Here is a 15,651-nt window from a genome sequence, read left to right on the forward strand (position 1 = left end):
GACGGCTGACCACTGACCGGTGCCCACCGGCGGGCACGGCCCGTACCCCCGCCGGCGGGGGTACGGGCCGCAGTCGGAAACGGCCCTCCACGCGCGCGTGGTCAGCTGTCGCCGTCCTCCTCCCAGCCGAAGCTCCGCTCCACGGCCTTGCGCCAGTTGTGGTGCTCGCGGTCCCGCACCGACGCGTCCATGGACGGCGTCCACTCGACGTCCTTCTGCCAGTGCGCCTTGAGTTCGTCCAGGTCGTTCCACACACCGGTGGCCAGACCGGCCGCGTACGCGGCGCCCAGGCAGGTCGTCTCGGAGACCTTGGGCCGCACCACGGGCACGTCGAGCACGTCCGACTGGTGCTGCATGAGCAGGTTGTTCTTCGTCATGCCGCCGTCGACCTTCAGGGTGGTGATGTGCACCCCGGAGTCCTGGTACATGGCGTCCACGACCTCGCGCGTCTGCCAGCTCGTCGCCTCCAGCACCGCGCGGGCGAGGTGCGCCTTCGTGACGTACCGGGTGAGGCCGGTGACCACGCCACGCGCGTCGGAGCGCCAGTACGGCGCGAACAGGCCGGAGAACGCCGGCACGATGTACGCGCCGCCGTTGTCCTCCACGCTCGCCGCCAGGGGTTCGATCTCGTCGGCGGTGCGGATGATGCCGAGCTGGTCGCGGAACCACTGCACGAGCGCGCCCGTTATGGCTATCGACCCCTCCAGACAGTAGATCGGCGCCTCACTGCCGATCTTGTACCCCATGGTCGTCAGCAGGCCGCTCTTCGACGGCACCGGGCGGTTGCCCGTGTTGAGCAGCAGGAAGCTTCCCGTGCCGTACGTGTTCTTCGCCGTGCCCACGTCGTAGCAGGCCTGCCCGAACACGGCCGCCTGCTGGTCGCCCAGCGCGGAGGCCACGGGGACGCCGGCGAGCTGGCCGACAGCGGTGCCGTACACCTCGGCGGAGGACTTGATCGCGGGCAGCATGGCCTCCGGAATGTTCATCGCCGAGAGGATCGAGGAGTCCCACTGGAGGGTCTCCAGGTTCATCAGCATGGTCCGGCCGGCGTTGGTGACGTCGGTGACGTGCTGCCCGCCGTCCGTGCCGCCGGTGAGGTTCCAGATCAGCCACGAGTCCATGGTGCCGAAGGCGATCTCACCGCGTTCGGCACGCGCCCGCAGGTCGGGCACGTTGTCGAGCAGCCAGGCCGCCTTGGGCCCGGAGAAGTAGGTGGCCAGCGGCAGCCCCGTCTGCTCGCGGAAACGGTCCTGCCCGTCCGATCCGCCCAGCTGGTTGCAGAGCGCCGCCGTCCGCGTGTCCTGCCAGACGATGGCGTTGTGCACCGGCTTGCCCGTCGCGCGGTCCCACAGGAGGGTCGTCTCCCGCTGGTTGGTGATCCCCATCGCGCTCAGCTGGTCGGCCCGCAGTCCGGCCTTGGCGATCGCCCCGGCGACCACCGCCTGGGTCTTGGACCAGATCTCGGTGGCGTCGTGCTCCACCCAGCCCGGCTTGGGAAAGATCTGGCGGTGCTCGCGCTGGTCGACGGCGACGATCGCGCCGTCCTGGTTGAAGACGATGCAGCGGCTCGACGTGGTGCCCTGGTCGATCGCTGCGACGTACTTCTCGGCGTTGTCCGTCATGAGTACCCCTCGGGCTGGTTCAGAAGGCTGCGTTGTAGATGAGGGCCGCGAGGACTCCGCCTGCCAAGGGCCCCACCACCGGAACCCATGCGTATCCCCAGTCGGACGTCCCTTTGTTCGGGATCGGGAGGAACTGGTGCACGATGCGCGGACCCAGGTCACGCGCCGGGTTGATCGCATAACCGGTGGGCCCACCGAGCGAGAGACCGATGCCGACGACCAGCAGGGCCACCAGCAGGATCGAGATACCGGAGCCGTAGATCCCGGCTCCCTCGCCCGGGATCGGTCCGATGCCGACCCCCTGGACGACCCGGTTGTCGCCGACGAGCGCGAGGATGGGCAGCACCAGGGCGATGGTCGCGAGGACCTCCGTCATCAGGTTGGCGACCGGGTTCCTGATCTCCGGGATGGTGGAGAAGATGCCCAGGGTCGGCACCGGCTCGTCCACCGTGCCGTCCGTGGTACCCGTCTGCCGTACATTGGCTCGGAACTGGGCGAAGTACAGCAGGTACGCCAGAATGGCGCCCAGGATCGCTCCCACCATCTGCCCGAGCACGTAGACCCAGACCTTGTTCCACACGCCTGTGTCGACGGCCAGGCCGAATGTGACCGCGGGGTTGATGTGGCCGCCCGACAGCGGGGCGGCGGTGTACGCGCCGGCCAGGACACCGAAGCCCCAGCCGAACGTGATGACGATCCAGCCGGAGGCTCGCGCCTTCGAGAATCTGAGCGTGACGGCGGCGCAGACGCCCGCGCCGAACAGGATGAGAATCGCCGTTCCGATGATCTCGCCGACAAAGATGTCTACGTTGCTCATGGCGGCTCCTAGGCCCCGGCCCGGGACGATCCGCCCCGGTCCTCATGTGCAGGATGCGTTTTCCCATGGCTACTTCAGCCGGAGGCAGGGGGTCCCGCGCCCCGCCCGGCATCCGTGACGAGCGTGCCGTCGCAGCCGAATCGCCCGTGGGGGAAGGGGCCTTGGCGCAGGCGCGTTCACGCGCCGCAGTGCCGGATTACGCCGAGTATGTACGGCGATGTCGACTGACACCGGAAGTGTTCACCGGCACCCAAAGGGCGTCAAGGTGGCCGACCGCAACGGTTGACGGCCATGTGACGGCCGCCCGGGATCCTGCCGGGCCGGGTGGCCGGTTGCACGGCCGCGGCGATACCCGGTCGGGTCATTGTTCAGATCTGGGTCGGACCCGCGCGGGCCTTGGTGCGCCGCGCGAGGCATGACGGATGGTGTCCGGCCTCCGCTGAGCTCCGCCTTCGGCGACTGCCCAGCCGCACCTGACTCCTCGCTTGCTCGTGTCCAGGATCTACCTGACCTGCCGGTTTCTCAACCGGACCAGCGGAGGCCCGCTGACGGCCGCCGTACGGGGGCCTGGCGGCCAGGTTCCCGGCGCCCGGGTGCCGCCTCCGACAGCGCAGCCGACCGCGTGTGCCGAGCCCCCCGGAGTCCCGCGGAGCCCCGCCGGAAACCTTGCCCGCTCGCCCCCTGAGGCCGTTGCGAGCGGCGCAGGACCGGGCTCGCCTCTCCGGCCCCACGCGGCTCTGCAAGCGGCTCAGAGGCTTTTCCGTTCCATACGGCCGGGCGGGCGCTGAACGCACCCAGCCTCCATGGCCCTGCGAGCGGAGACCCCGCCGGAAGGCCCCCCGGCCCCGCAACACTGCCCTGTCAGCCCCCACCCGGTTCCCCCACACCGCACCCCGCCGGTGCCGGTTCGGAGCCCCGCCGGGTCTCGTGGCCGGGCAGGCCAGCGCGTCCCAGCACCCAACTCGCCCCGTGCAACGCCTTCGCCGCCTTCTTCAGCGGTGCCAGGCAGGCCGCCGCCTGCCGGTGGTCCGCCACGCTGCCCGGAGCACACAGCACTGTCGCGAGCGACAGCGTGACCGGGCGCCCGCCCGCCGACCAGGGCGCGTCCAGCACGGAGGCCACCAGCGGATCGAGACCGTCCGGATCGGCCAGGACCAGGAAGTCGTCCCCGCCGATGTGCCCCACGCGCGCCCCGTCCGTGGCGGCCTGCTGGAGTGCTCGGCCCACGGCCCGGATCAGCTCGTCGCCCGCCGCGAAACCGGCCCCGTCGTTGACCTGCTTGAAGTGGTCGACGTCCAGCCAACTCAACGCGAACGCCCGCCCGGCAGCGATGCGCCGGTCCACCTCACCGGTGATCGCGTCCGAGCCGGGCAGGCGCGTCAGCGGATTGAGCCCGGCCGCCTCCTCCACCCGTGTCTCGGCCAGCGCGCGCACGAGGTCCGCGAGCCGTACGACGCCCACGCACCGCCCGTACTCGTCCACCACGGCCACGTCGTCGGACGTACGGTCCCGTCCGCCGACCGCCACCACGTCCAGCACCTCCCAGGCCGTCGCGTCGACGCCCACCGTCCGCGGCGGGTCACCGAGCTTGGCCGCGGGCCGGTCGGCGTACAGGGCGTGTCCGTAGCGCCCCGACATCGACAGCAGGAAGCGGGACCGGTGCACCGACCGGACCGGTACCCCCGCGGTGTCCACGAGCAGCACTCCGGACACGTCCGGCGAGCCGGTCAGCAGTGCACGCACCTGCCCCGCGGACGCCGTGGCGGGCAGCAGGGCGGCGGGCCGCACGAACTCCCGTACCGACGGCCCGGACCGGGGCATCGTCATGTCGCCGGGGGAGCGGGGCGGAACGTAGACGTCCGCGGCGGGCAGCCGGGCCGGCGGCGCGAAGAGCTCGCCCTGTGCCAGCTGCGCTCCGGCCGCCGATGCCGCCGCGCACTGCCCTTCGGTCTCCACGCCCTCGACGGCCAGGAGCGCTCCCAGCTCGTCGCACAGCGTCCGCATCGACCGCACCACCGCAGGCCGCGCCAGCAGCGACGCGTCCAGCTTCACGAGGCCGGGCGCCATGTCCGACAGCAGCCGCAAGGGCACGTCCCCGTCCCCTACGCCGTCCGCGCAGATCCGGAAGCCCTGGCCGCGCAGCGTGGCGACCGCCTCCAGCAGCCCCGGTTGCGGCACGTGCGTGTACGGCGGACAGACGTCGATCGTCACCTCCCACGGCAGCCGCCCCGCCTCGCGCACGGCGTCGTGCAGGGAGGGGAGACCGCCGAGGTCGGCCAGGGTGCCGGCGAACACGTTGACGAACAGCGGGAGCAGGGTCTCCTTGCGCACCGCCGCACGGACCGCCGACACCGCCAGCCGGCAGTCGAGTTCGGGATCCCGACGGGCTTCGGCCAGGATGTCGCCGGTCTCCGGGCGGGCGAGTATCTCCAGTCCCGCGACCACTCCGGTCGTCAGGTTGACCACCGGTTGGAAGGCGAAGCGGAGAGTATCCGTCCAGGAGCGCACGGGAGCATGATGACTCCACCGGCGCACGCTCAAGCCCAGTTCATGAGACGTTCACGCAGGATTCCGGAGCGGTCACACAGCGTATGGCCATGGCCCGGCACGGCCGCATGACCTGCACGGGCAGATGGTTCGTCCAGCCTCCGCAGAGCGGTTCACCGCACGGCGATCACCGCCGACCCGTGCCCGAAGAGCCCCTGGTTCGCGCTGAGGCCGACGCGCGCTCCCGCCACCTGCCGGTCACCGGCCTTGCCTCTCAATTGCCAGGCCAGCTCACACACCTGGGCTATCGCCTGGGCCGGAACCGCCTCTCCGAAGGAGGCCAGCCCACCGCTGACGTTCACCGGTATCCGACCGCCCAGGGTCGTCGCCCCGTCGCGCAGCAGCTTCACGCCCTCGCCCTCACCGCACAGCCCCAGGTCTTCGTACCACTGCAGCTCAAGGGCGGTGGACAGGTCATAGACCTCGGCCAGCGACAGGTCCTCCGGCCCGAGGCCGGCCTCGTCGTAGGCCGCCTGGGCGATCGATGTCCGGAACGTCTGCCCGGGCGGGTCCACCGCCACCGCGGAGTCCGTGGCGATGTCCGGCAGGTCCAGCACGGTGTTGGGGTAACGCGGGGTCACCGTGGAGACGGCCCGGATCCGCACCGGCTCCGTGTGACCGTGCCGCCGCGCGTACTCCAGGCTCGACAGCACCAGGGCCGCACCGCCGTCGGAGGTGGCGCAGATGTCGAGCAGCCGCAGCGGATCGGCGACGACGGCGGAGGCGGCGACCTCCTGGGCGGTGACGCGGCCGCGGTAGCGGGCGTTCGGGTTGAGTGCTCCCATCGCCGCGTTCTTCACCTTCACCTGAGCGAAGTCCTCCGGCGTGTCTCCGTGCACAGCCATGCGTCTGCGGGCGTACAGCCCGAAGTAGACCGGGTTCGTCGCCCCGAGGACGCGGAAGCGCAGCCAGTCGGGATCGTCGGGCCGATCGCCGCCCGCAGGGCGAAAGAACCCCTTGGGAGCGGCATCTGCGCCGACCACGAGCACCACATCGGCGAGACCGGCGAGGATCTGGGCCCGCGCGGTGTCGACGGCCTGTGCCCCGGAGGCGCACGCCGCGTACACGCTCGCGACCCGGGCCCCTTGCCAACCCAGTGCTTTCGCGAACGTCGCTCCCGCCACGTATCCCGGGTAGCCGCCCCGCACCGTGTCGGCGCCGACGATCGAGCCGACGTCCCGCCAGTCCAGCCCGGCGTCGGCCAGAGCCGCGCGGGCGGCTGCCACGCCGTACTCGACGAAGCTCCGCCCCCACTTGCCCCACGGGTGCATGCCCGCGCCGAGCACCGCCACTTCGCCTGTCACGCCGTCACCCCCGTCGGCCGCCAGTGCCACGTCGTCCATGTCGTCTCCGCGTCCTCATGGAGCACGCCGGGGACGACCTCCGCCTCCATGCCCACCGCGAGATCCGAGGCGGTGACCCCGGGTGCCGCCTGTCCCAGTACCACGATCCGCTCGGCCTCCAGCTCCACAGCGATCAACGTGCACGGCTCCCATGGAAGTTCCGGATCGCTCACATAGGGTGACGGTGGCCGATACCGGCTGTCCGTGTACGACCAGACGCGCCCGCGCCGGGACAGCGGCACCTCCTTCAACTTCCCGCTTGCGCAGCCGGGGTTGCGGCAATGGTGGTCCTCGCGTGGGAAGAAGACCGAGGCGCATGCCGTACAACGCGTGCCGAGCAGCCGGAATCCGTCCCCGTCCCCGGCGAACCACCCCGCCACCACAGGTGTTCGTGTACGCGACACAGCGCCTCCCCACGCGAACCTGACGGTATGTCAGGAGTCTGCCACGGTCCGCCCGGGTTCGGCAGCCACCGGACCGGACGCGAGAGGCGGTTGGAGCCCCTGTCCCTTCCCCGCCGGGGACCACTCCTGGTAGACGCAGGAGGCATGACACGACTCACCACCGTGGCCCGCGCCCTGATCACCGCCCTCGCCGGCCTGCTGGCAGCGATCGTCCCGAGCGCAACCGCCCAGTCCCGGACCGAGCCTCAGGCGCCGAAGGACTTCGTGGCCCTGAGGAGCGTGGACCCGACGATCATCCAGGAGATGCGCTACTTCACCCCGCACAACTTCGTCGGCGAACGCATCGACGGCTACCTCCAGCCGATGTGCGTCCTGACCCGCCCCGCCGCCGAAGCCCTGCACCAGGCCCAGCGGAAGCTGCTGCGTCAGGGCTACACGCTGAAGGTGTACGACTGCTACCGGCCCCAGCGTGCGGTGGACCACTTCGTCCGCTGGGCTCGGGATCTCGACGACCAGGCGATGAAGGCCGAGTTCTACCCGAACGTCGACAAGAGCCGGCTCTTCGCCGACGGCTACATCGCCGAGAAGTCCGGCCACAGCCGCGGATCCACCCTCGACGTCACCCTCGTGAGGCTCCCCGCGAAGCCGACCCGGCCGTACCGCCCCGGAGAACCCCTCGTGCCGTGCTTCGCCCCCGAGAACGAGCGGTTCCCCGACAACTCGGTCGACATGGGCACCGGCTTCGACTGCTTCGACACCCTCTCGCACACCCTCGACCCCCGCATCCAGGGCGAACAGCGCGCCAACCGGGCACTGCTCAAGAGCACCCTGGAGGGCCTCGGCTTCGTGAACCTGCCGGAGGAGTGGTGGCACTACACCTACAAGCCCGAGCCCTACCCGGACACCTACTTCGACTTCCCGGTGTCCAGGAAGTCGCTCACCAGCGCTCACTGAGCCGCCTGCCCGAGACGCCCTGCCCGCGATCGGCTACAGTCCGCCGCGTGTCCGAAACTCAGCACTCCAGTTCCAACTCCGCGCCGGACTCCCACTGTTCGAGCTGCGGCGCGCCCTACGGTGAGGGCGTCTCCGGGTGGCCCCGCACCTGCCCGGCATGCGGCGCCGTGGCCTACCGCAACCCGCTCCCGGTCGCGGTGGCCCTCCAGCCCGTGTACGACACCAAGGGCACGGCCCTGGTGGTCATCACACGAACCGTCGCTCCCGCGCGCGGGGGCACCGCCCTGCCCGGCGGCTACATCGACCACCGGGAGGACTGGCGGCAGGCCGTCGTACGCGAGCTCAAGGAGGAAACCGGCATCGACGCGGCCGGCCGCGACGTACGCCTCGTCGACGCCATGAGCTCGCCCGACGGACACCTGCTGCTCTTCGGCCTCCTCCCGGAACGCCCCGTCGAGGGGCTGCCGCCCTCCGCCGCCACGGACGAGACGGAGGGCTGGCACCTCCTGCGCAGGCCGGAAGAGCTCGCCTTCCCGCTGCACACCGTGGCCGTCCGGGCCTGGTTCGAGGGCCGGTACTGAGCTCAGCGCTCGCCGGCCCCGCGGACGCGCACCGGGTGGGGCGGCGTGCCCCCGCCGTCCTCACCCTCCCGTTCGACGACCAACCGCGAGCTCATCCACCGGGCGGTGTAGCGCTCGAGCTCCGGCTCGTCCCAGCCCTCGCCCCCGTCCGGCACGACCAGCCCGCCCCCTGTCCGGCCCCGGGCGGGTGCCCACACCTCCAGTTCGAGACCGCCGTCCTCCCCGCGTACGGGAAGCACGGCACCCGCGCGCGCGAACACCGGGATCCGCGACAGGGGCGCGTCGACGAGCACCTGCGCCGGCCCCTCGTACGCCTGCTCCGTCGCCGTGTCGTACCAGCGCCCCCGCGGCAACTGCACGGCACGGCGGTCCGCGCCCGGATCGAGCACGGGCGCCACCAGCAGGCTGTCCCCGAGCAGGAAGGCATCCCCGCAGTCCCGCAGAGCCCGCTCCTCCGGCGCGGCCCACCACAGGGGCCGTACGTAGGGCGCCCCGGTCCGCCGGGCCAGATGCGCCAGCGTCACGAAGTACGGCAGCAGCCGCCGTCGCTCGACGAGCGCCACGCGCGCGTGCTCCAGCACCTCGGGACCGAACTCCCACGGCTCCCTCCGGCCCGCCCGCAGACTCGCGTGCGTCCGGAACAGCGGCAGATACGCGCCCAGCTGGAACCACCGCAGATACAGCTCGGGTGAAGGATCCCCATCGAAGCCTCCGATGTCCGGACCCGAGTACGGGACACCGCACAGCCCGAGCCCCAGGACCAGCGACAGGGACGCCCGCAGTCCCGGCCACCCGGTGGCCACGTCCCCCGACCACGTCCCGCCGTAGCGCTGCATGCCGGCCCACCCGGAGCGGGAGAACAGGAACGGCCGCTCCTGGGGTGACAGTTTCCGCAGCCCTTCGAAGCCCGCCCTGGCCATGCACAGCGCGTACACGTTGTGCGCCTCACGATGGTCCCCACCCCGCCCCTCCAGGGAGTGCCGCGCCGAACGCGGCAGCGTCGTCTCTCCGAAGGCGTTGAACGAGGTGGGCTCGTTCATGTCGTGCCAGAAACCCGAGAACCCCTGCGCCAGCCGCTCCTCGTAGAGACGGCCCCACCACTCACGCACCCGCGCGTGCGTGAAGTCGGGAAACACCGCCTCGCCGGGCCACGCCACACCCTGCACGACCTGCCCCGACGCGTCCCGCACGAACGCGTCCTCCGCCACGCCGTCGTCGTACACCGCGTTGCCGGGCAGGGCCTTCACGGCCGGGTCGACGATCGACACCAGCCGGATGCCGTCCCGCCGCAGCTCCTCGGCCAGAACCGGCAGCTTCGGAAAGCGGTCCGGGTCGACGGTGAAGACCTGATGTGCGTCCAAGTGATCGATGTCCAGGTGCACGGCGTCGAGCGGAAGACCATGCTCCAGATACCCCGCGACGATCCGCCGCACCTCCTGCTCGCTGCCGAACCCCCAGCGCGCGTGGTGATGGCCGAGCGCCCACGCGGGCGGCAGCGCGGGCGCCCCGGTGAGCGAGGCCCACGCGAGCAGCACGCGCGCGGGGCTGCCCACCATCACCCAGCAGCGCAGCGGACCGCCGTCCATCCGCAGCTCGCTCGTCCCGGCGCGATCGTGCCCGGAACCCGCCCCCTCCTCGCCCTCGCGCAAGGTCACCGTGCCGTCCCACGAGCTGTCGTGGAACACCAGGTGGGTCCCTCCGTCGGCCACCACCAGCTGCACCGGCATCGTGATGTACAGCGGGTCGTCTCCGGGCGCGAAGGCGTGCCCGGGATCGGTGTTCCACAGCCGGTACGTCCCGTCCGGCAGCCGAGGACCCGAAGCACGCCCCCCGAGCCCGAAGAACCGGGCGTCGGCAGCCACCTCCGACCGCTGTGCCCATCGCGCCGGGCCGCCACCGACCGGTTCCCACCACCGCGGCGGTTGATCACGGCGCAGGGTCACGCCACCAGGAGTGCGCACCTCCACTGCGCCGTGCCGCGAGACGACCACCGTCGCCCGCTCGGCCACCACCCGCCAGCCGCCGTCCTTGTCCGGCTCCAGCACCGCCCGGGGGTCCGGCTCCGGACAGCGGCCGGCCAGCGCGTACGACGGCTCGGGCTCCGCCCCGTCCCAGCCCCAGAAGACGGCCCCGTTCACCGCGACGAGAACCCGCAGCTCCGACCGGCCGAACCGGACGACACCGCCCCCCGGCCCCGGCTCCACCTCCTGCACGGGCCCAGGCACCCGCGCCCGCTCCGCCCCTCGCGACGGCAGCCCAGTGGCGTCGGCCCGCCGCCTGCGCCACGCTGCTCGTACGGTACGCACACCCTGCGCCGCCCCCACCGAACCCACCGCTTTCACCGAACGCACCAGGTCACGACCGTTCATGCTGCTCACCCTGCCACTGACCGGCCCACGAGAGCGTCTCGTTCAACTGCCGTTCACCCGTGTAAGGACCACATCTTCACGACACGGACTATGTGGGGCGCACCCTGGTGCCGAAGTCGATCACATGGCATTGTCCGTGCCAGCCGCGTCACGCGCACACCCCAGCCCGTGCGCGGAGGACGCACACGACGCGCACAGTCCGGGAGCCGACCATGTCGACCGATAGTCCTCAGCCGCTCTGGCAGCCCGACCCCGAGCGCATCGCGCGAGCACGCATCACCAGGTTCCAGGCCTGGGCCGCCGAGCACCACGGCGCCCCCGCCGAGGGCGGCTACGCGGCCCTGCAGCGCTGGTCCGTCGATGAGCTGGAAACCTTCTGGACAGCCGTCACCGAGTGGTTCGACGTCCGCTTCTTGACCCCCTACGCGCGCGTGCTCGGCGACCGCTCCATGCCCGGCGCCTCATGGTTCCCCGGGGCAACCCTCAACTACGCCGAACACGCCCTGCGCGCCGCCGACACCCGCGCGGACGAACCCGCTCTCCTGCACGTCGACGAGACTCACGAACCACGCCCCGTCACCTGGACCGAGCTGCGCCGCCAGGTCGGCTCCCTGGCCGCCGAGCTGCGCGCCCTCGGCGTACGCCCCGGAGACCGCGTCAGCGGCTACCTCCCCAACATCCCGCAGGCCGTGGTCGCCCTCCTCGCCACCGCAGCCGTGGGGGGAGTCTGGACCTCCTGCGCGCCCGACTTCGGTGCCCGCAGCGTCCTCGACCGCTTCCAGCAGGTCGAACCCGTCGTGCTGTTCACCGTCGACGGCTACCGCTACGGCGGCAAGGAACACGACCGTCGCGAGATCGTCACCGAACTGCGGCGCGAACTGCCCACCCTGCGCGCCGTCGTCCACATCCCGCTCCTCGGCACCGACGCGCCCGAAGGCGCCCTGGACTGGGCTGCCCTCACCTCCGCCGACACCGCCCCCGTCTTCGAGCAGGTGCCCTTCGACCACCCCCTGTGGGTGCTCTACTCCTCCGGCACGACGGGCCTCCCCAAGGCCATCGTCCAGTCCCAGGGCGGCATCCTGGTCGAGCACCTCAAGCAGATCGGCCTGCACTGCGACCTGGGGCCCGAGGACCGCTTCTTCTGGTACACCTCGACCGGCTGGATGATGTGGAACTTCCTCGTCTCCGGCCTGCTCACCGGCACCACGATCGTCCTCTACGACGGCAGCCCCGGCTACCCCGACACCGGTGCCCAGTGGCGGATCGCCGAACGCACGAAGGCCACCCTGTACGGCACGTCGGCCGCCTACGTCATGGCCTGCCGCAAGGCCGGCGTGCACCCGTCCCACGACTTCGATCTCTCGGCCGTCCAGTGCGTGGCCACCACCGGTTCGCCTCTGCCGCCCGACGGCTTCCGCTGGCTCCACGACGAGGTCCGCGACGACCTGTGGATCGCCTCCGTCAGCGGCGGCACGGACGTGTGCTCCTGCTTCGCCGGCGCCGTACCGACCCTCCCGGTCCATGTCGGCGAACTCCAGGCCCCCTGCCTGGGCACCGACCTCCAGTCCTGGGATCCGAACGGCAACCCATTGATCGACGAGGTGGGGGAACTCGTGGTCACCAACCCCATGCCGTCGATGCCCATCCACTTCTGGAACGACCCCGACGGCAGCCGCTACCACGACAGCTACTTCGACACCTACCCCGGCGTATGGCGGCACGGCGACTGGATCACCGTCACGTCCCGCGGATCCGTCGTCATCCACGGCCGTTCCGACTCCACGCTCAACCGCCAGGGCGTGCGCATGGGATCCGCCGACATCTACGAAGCCGTCGAGCGCCTCCCCGAGATCCGGGAGTCCCTCGTCATCGGCGTCGAACAGCCCGACGGCGGCTACTGGATGCCCCTCTTCGTGCACCTGTCCCCGGGAGCCGTCCTCGACGAGCCCCTGCTGAACCGCATCAAGCAGACCATCCGCGAGCAGCTCTCACCGCGCCACGTCCCCGACGAGATCATCGAAGTGCCCGGCGTCCCGCACACCCTCACCGGCAAGCGCATCGAGGTCCCGGTCAAGCGCCTCCTCCAAGGCACCCCCCTGGAGAAGGCGGTCAACCCGGGCTCCATCGACAACCTCGACCTGCTGACCTTCTACGAGGACCTGGCCCGCAAGCGCGCCTGACCGGCAGCCCGGACCACTCCCCGTAACCGTGGGTTGATGGCGGGGGCCATCAGCTCCAAGGCTGTGACCTGCTCCTTCACCATCAGTCGAGTGCGTGATCTCCCTGTCCACCCTCATTGTCAGTGCTGCCGGTTACTGTGAGTGAGCATTGATCGACCGTGCACAGGGGGAACACAATGGCGCACACCGACAGCAGGACCATGCGACGCGTCCTGGGCCGCGAAATCGCAGGCACCATCGGCCTGCTGACCGACGAGCACGACTTCCGGGCCATGCGGCGCTACCGCAGCTTCACCTTCGACGACCACGCGACCTACCTCAAACAGATGGAGGCCCTCCTCAGGACGCGAGCTCTGCAAGGCAGCCACACCACGGTGGCCCTCTTCGACCCGGAGGAATACGCCGAGTTCTGCGAGCAAAAAGGCCTGAACCCCGACATCCCGTCGACCCGCACCCGCTTCACGGCGCACGTCGCGCTGACCGGTCCGACCCTCCCTTATGAGGGCCAGCCACTGGCCGACCTCGTCGCGTCCCTCGTCGACGAGGCCGTCCGGCAGGCCACCTGGGAGTACGCGACCACGCTCCTGGCCCGCCTGGGGGCCTGCACCTCCTGTGGCGAGGACATCGGACGGGCCGCCTTCGCCCGAGCCTCGGACCTGCTCGTCCGCATCCTCGACACAGCTCCGCCCGGGGACCGGCACCTCGTCTGCAGCGTCACCGGACCACCCGAAACCCTCGTCGCCGCCCTCCACGCCACCGACACCGGCAGCGAGCTGGAACTCGACGAGACCGAAGCCCTCGAATTCACCACGGTCCTGGCCCTCGGCCTGGCCACCGAAAGCCCCGGAGGCCTCGTCATCCGCGCCAGCGCCCCAGGCACCCCCGACCGCGTCTACGGCTGGCGCCTGCGCGCATACGGACTCGAGCCCCTCACCGCCGGAGAGGTCTTCGACGCCTACTGCACCGACGTCGACTCCGGGGACCTCATCTCCCCGGAATCCAACGTCGACTACTGCGCACCTCCCGACCTCGAAGACGAGAAACCCACGCAGGGACACAACCACTGAAACGCCGGAGGGGCGCCCCACCTCAGTGGAGCGCCCCTCCCGGGCAGCCGATCAGCCGGCCACATCCGGCCTACTCGCCGGACAACACCGCCTGCGCCGCGCTCCGCGCGTCCTCGGCACTGTCCGACGCCCGCGCAGCGGCGGCGGCCCGCTCACACTGCGCCAACGTGTACTTCGCCAGCGTCGCACGGACGTAAGGGATCGACGCCGCGCCCATGGAGAGAGAGGTGACACCCAGACCAGCCAGCACACACGCGAGCAGCGGGTCGGACGCGGCCTCACCGCACACGCCACAGCTCTTGCCCTCGGCCTTCGCCGCCTCGGCGGACAACGCCACCAGGTCGAGCAGCGCGGGCTGCCACGGATCCTGAAGACGGGAGACCGCACCCACCTGACGGTCGGCGGCGAAGGTGTACTGCGCCAGGTCGTTCGTCCCCAGCGACAGGAACTCGACCTCCTGCAGGATCGAGCGTGCCCGCAGGGCGGCCGACGGGATCTCGACCATCGCGCCGAACTTCGCTCGCAGACCCGCCTCACGGCACGCGTCCGCGAAGGCCCGGGCATCCGTACGGTCCGCCACCATCGGGGCCATGACCTCGAGGTAGACCGGCAGCCCCTCCGCGGCCTTCGCGAGCGCCGTCAGCTGCGTGCGCAGCACCTCCGGGTGATCGAGCAGAGTCCGCAGGCCGCGCACGCCCAGCGCCGGGTTCGGCTCGTCGGCCGGCGTGAGGAAGTCGAGCGGCTTGTCCGCACCCGCGTCCAGCACCCGCACCACGACACGCCCCTCGGGGAACGCCTCGAGCACCTGCCGGTACGCCGCGATCTGCTTCTCCTCGGACGGCGCCTGCTTGCTGTCGTCCAGGAAGAGGAACTCGGTACGGAAGAGGCCGACGCCTTCTGCACCGGCCTCGACGGCGGCATCCACATCGGCCGGCCCACCGATGTTCGCCAGGAGCGGCACCTTGTGACCATCCGCGGTGGCACCGGGCCCGGTCGAGGCGGCCAGCGCAGCCTTCCGCTCGGCGGCCGCGGCTTCGAGCTGAGCCTTCTTCTCATCGCTCGGGTCCACGAAGATCTCGCCCGTGCTGCCGTCGACGGCGATCATGGTGCCTTCGGCGAGCTCACCGGCGCCCGGCAGCGCGACGACGGCCGGCACCCCAAGCGCACGCGCCAGAATCGCGCTGTGGCTGGTCGGACCGCCCTCCTCGGTGACGAAACCCAACACGAGAGTGGGGTCGAGCAGCGCGGTGTCGGCAGGCGCGAGATCGCGGGCGACAAGGACGTAGGGCTCGTCGCTGTCGGGGACACCCGGCATCGGCACCCCCAGCAGACGGGCGACGATACGATTCCGCACGTCGTCGAGGTCGGCCACGCGACCGGCGAGGTACTCACCGGCGCCGGCCAGCAGCTCCCGGTACGAGGCGAACGCGTCGTACACCCCGCGCTCGGCCGTGCTGCCGACGGCGATCCGCCGCTCCACGTCGGCCATCAGCTCGGGGTCCTGGGCCATCATGGCCTGAGCCTCGAGCACCGCCTGGGCTTCGCCTCCCGCCAGGTTCCCGCGCGCCATCAGGTCGGCCGCCACAGCCTCCACGGCCTTGCGGGCGCGCCCCTGTTCACGCTCCGCTTCCTCCGCCGGGATCTGCTTCGCGGGCGGCTCGAGCACCGCCGTTCCCATATGCCGAACCTCGCCGATCGCCACACCGTGGCTCACGCCGACGCCTCGCAACGTTGTCTCCATCTCACCCGTCTCCGATAGTGCGGCGG

Annotated in this window: 11 protein-coding genes; 4 read left to right on the forward strand and 7 right to left on the reverse strand. The window is 71.2% G+C overall.

Annotation, left to right across the window (positions count from 1 at the left end):
• Nucleotides 1-101: 101 nt before the first annotated feature.
• The 5 genes from glpK to ACSUPV_RS34225 all read right to left on the reverse strand — a co-directional run bounded on the left by glpK (nucleotide 102) and on the right by ACSUPV_RS34225 (nucleotide 6,712).
• Nucleotides 102-1,622 carry a glycerol kinase GlpK gene (glpK, locus tag ACSUPV_RS34205; RefSeq protein WP_436949157.1) on the reverse strand — a complete coding sequence of 507 codons (1,521 nt, stop codon included), beginning with the start codon at nucleotides 1,620-1,622 and terminating at the stop codon, nucleotides 102-104.
• Nucleotides 1,623-1,641: 19 nt separating this feature from the next.
• A complete protein-coding gene (locus ACSUPV_RS34210) occupies nucleotides 1,642-2,439 on the reverse strand; it encodes an MIP/aquaporin family protein (RefSeq protein ID WP_114250841.1) in 798 nt (265 codons plus the stop codon).
• An 861-nt stretch (nucleotides 2,440-3,300) separates the two neighbouring features.
• Nucleotides 3,301-4,947: an EAL domain-containing protein gene (locus ACSUPV_RS34215; RefSeq protein WP_436949158.1), complete on the reverse strand. Its 1,647-nt coding sequence runs from the start codon at nucleotides 4,945-4,947 to the stop codon at nucleotides 3,301-3,303.
• Between the two features lie 152 nt (nucleotides 4,948-5,099).
• Nucleotides 5,100-6,290, reverse strand: a complete 1,191-nt coding sequence (locus ACSUPV_RS34220; protein ID WP_436949967.1) for a lipid-transfer protein — start codon at nucleotides 6,288-6,290, stop codon at nucleotides 5,100-5,102.
• Nucleotides 6,287-6,712, reverse strand: a complete 426-nt coding sequence (locus tag ACSUPV_RS34225) for a Zn-ribbon domain-containing OB-fold protein (protein WP_031116746.1) — start codon at nucleotides 6,710-6,712, stop codon at nucleotides 6,287-6,289. The genes ACSUPV_RS34220 and ACSUPV_RS34225 overlap by 4 nt, the downstream gene beginning before the upstream one ends.
• Before the next feature lie 165 nt (nucleotides 6,713-6,877).
• Between ACSUPV_RS34225 and ACSUPV_RS34230 the strand changes: the two genes are divergently transcribed.
• Together ACSUPV_RS34230 and ACSUPV_RS34235 are read left to right on the forward strand one after the other, a co-directional pair.
• A complete protein-coding gene (locus ACSUPV_RS34230; RefSeq protein ID WP_436949159.1) occupies nucleotides 6,878-7,687 on the forward strand; it encodes a M15 family metallopeptidase in 810 nt (269 codons plus the stop codon).
• A gap of 47 nt (nucleotides 7,688-7,734) precedes the next feature.
• Nucleotides 7,735-8,268, forward strand: a complete 534-nt coding sequence (locus ACSUPV_RS34235; protein WP_382616554.1) for an NUDIX domain-containing protein — start codon at nucleotides 7,735-7,737, stop codon at nucleotides 8,266-8,268.
• Nucleotides 8,269-8,270: 2 nt separating this feature from the next.
• Here the strand turns inward: ACSUPV_RS34235 and ACSUPV_RS34240 are convergent, their stop codons facing one another.
• Nucleotides 8,271-10,637 carry a glycoside hydrolase family 31 protein gene (locus ACSUPV_RS34240; RefSeq protein ID WP_436949160.1) on the reverse strand — a complete coding sequence of 789 codons (2,367 nt, stop codon included), beginning with the start codon at nucleotides 10,635-10,637 and terminating at the stop codon, nucleotides 8,271-8,273.
• Between the two features lie 212 nt (nucleotides 10,638-10,849).
• On the opposite strand from ACSUPV_RS34240, the gene ACSUPV_RS34245 reads away from it, so the two are divergent.
• Together ACSUPV_RS34245 and ACSUPV_RS34250 are read left to right on the forward strand one after the other, a co-directional pair.
• Nucleotides 10,850-12,817, forward strand: a complete 1,968-nt coding sequence (locus tag ACSUPV_RS34245) for an acetoacetate--CoA ligase (protein ID WP_436949161.1) — start codon at nucleotides 10,850-10,852, stop codon at nucleotides 12,815-12,817.
• A 176-nt stretch (nucleotides 12,818-12,993) separates the two neighbouring features.
• Nucleotides 12,994-13,884: a hypothetical protein gene (locus ACSUPV_RS34250; RefSeq protein WP_382616562.1), complete on the forward strand. Its 891-nt coding sequence runs from the start codon at nucleotides 12,994-12,996 to the stop codon at nucleotides 13,882-13,884.
• Between the two features lie 70 nt (nucleotides 13,885-13,954).
• Here ACSUPV_RS34250 and ptsP read toward each other — a convergent pair whose 3' ends face one another.
• Nucleotides 13,955-15,625, reverse strand: a complete 1,671-nt coding sequence (gene ptsP / locus ACSUPV_RS34255) for a phosphoenolpyruvate--protein phosphotransferase (protein WP_037769248.1) — start codon at nucleotides 15,623-15,625, stop codon at nucleotides 13,955-13,957.
• Between the last annotated feature and the right edge of the window lie 26 nt (nucleotides 15,626-15,651).

This window comes from Streptomyces sp. SudanB52_2052, assembly GCF_964272415.1.
GTDB lineage: Bacteria > Actinomycetota > Actinomycetes > Streptomycetales > Streptomycetaceae > Streptomyces > Streptomyces olindensis.

Excerpts from the sequence above, each read along its gene's own strand:
- ACSUPV_RS34250 (WP_382616562.1), top strand. The coding sequence starts at position 12,994 with ATGGCGCACACCGACAGCAGGACCATGCGACGCGTCCTGGGCCGCGAA.
- ACSUPV_RS34230 (WP_436949159.1), top strand. The coding sequence starts at position 6,878 with ATGACACGACTCACCACCGTGGCCCGCGCCCTGATCACCGCCCTCGCC.
- ACSUPV_RS34240 (WP_436949160.1), bottom strand. The coding sequence starts at position 10,637 with ATGAACGGTCGTGACCTGGTGCGTTCGGTGAAAGCGGTGGGTTCGGTG.
- glpK (WP_436949157.1), bottom strand. The coding sequence starts at position 1,622 with ATGACGGACAACGCCGAGAAGTACGTCGCAGCGATCGACCAGGGCACC.
- ptsP (WP_037769248.1), bottom strand. The coding sequence starts at position 15,625 with ATGGAGACAACGTTGCGAGGCGTCGGCGTGAGCCACGGTGTGGCGATC.
- ACSUPV_RS34210 (WP_114250841.1), bottom strand. The coding sequence starts at position 2,439 with ATGAGCAACGTAGACATCTTTGTCGGCGAGATCATCGGAACGGCGATT.
- ACSUPV_RS34245 (WP_436949161.1), top strand. The coding sequence starts at position 10,850 with ATGTCGACCGATAGTCCTCAGCCGCTCTGGCAGCCCGACCCCGAGCGC.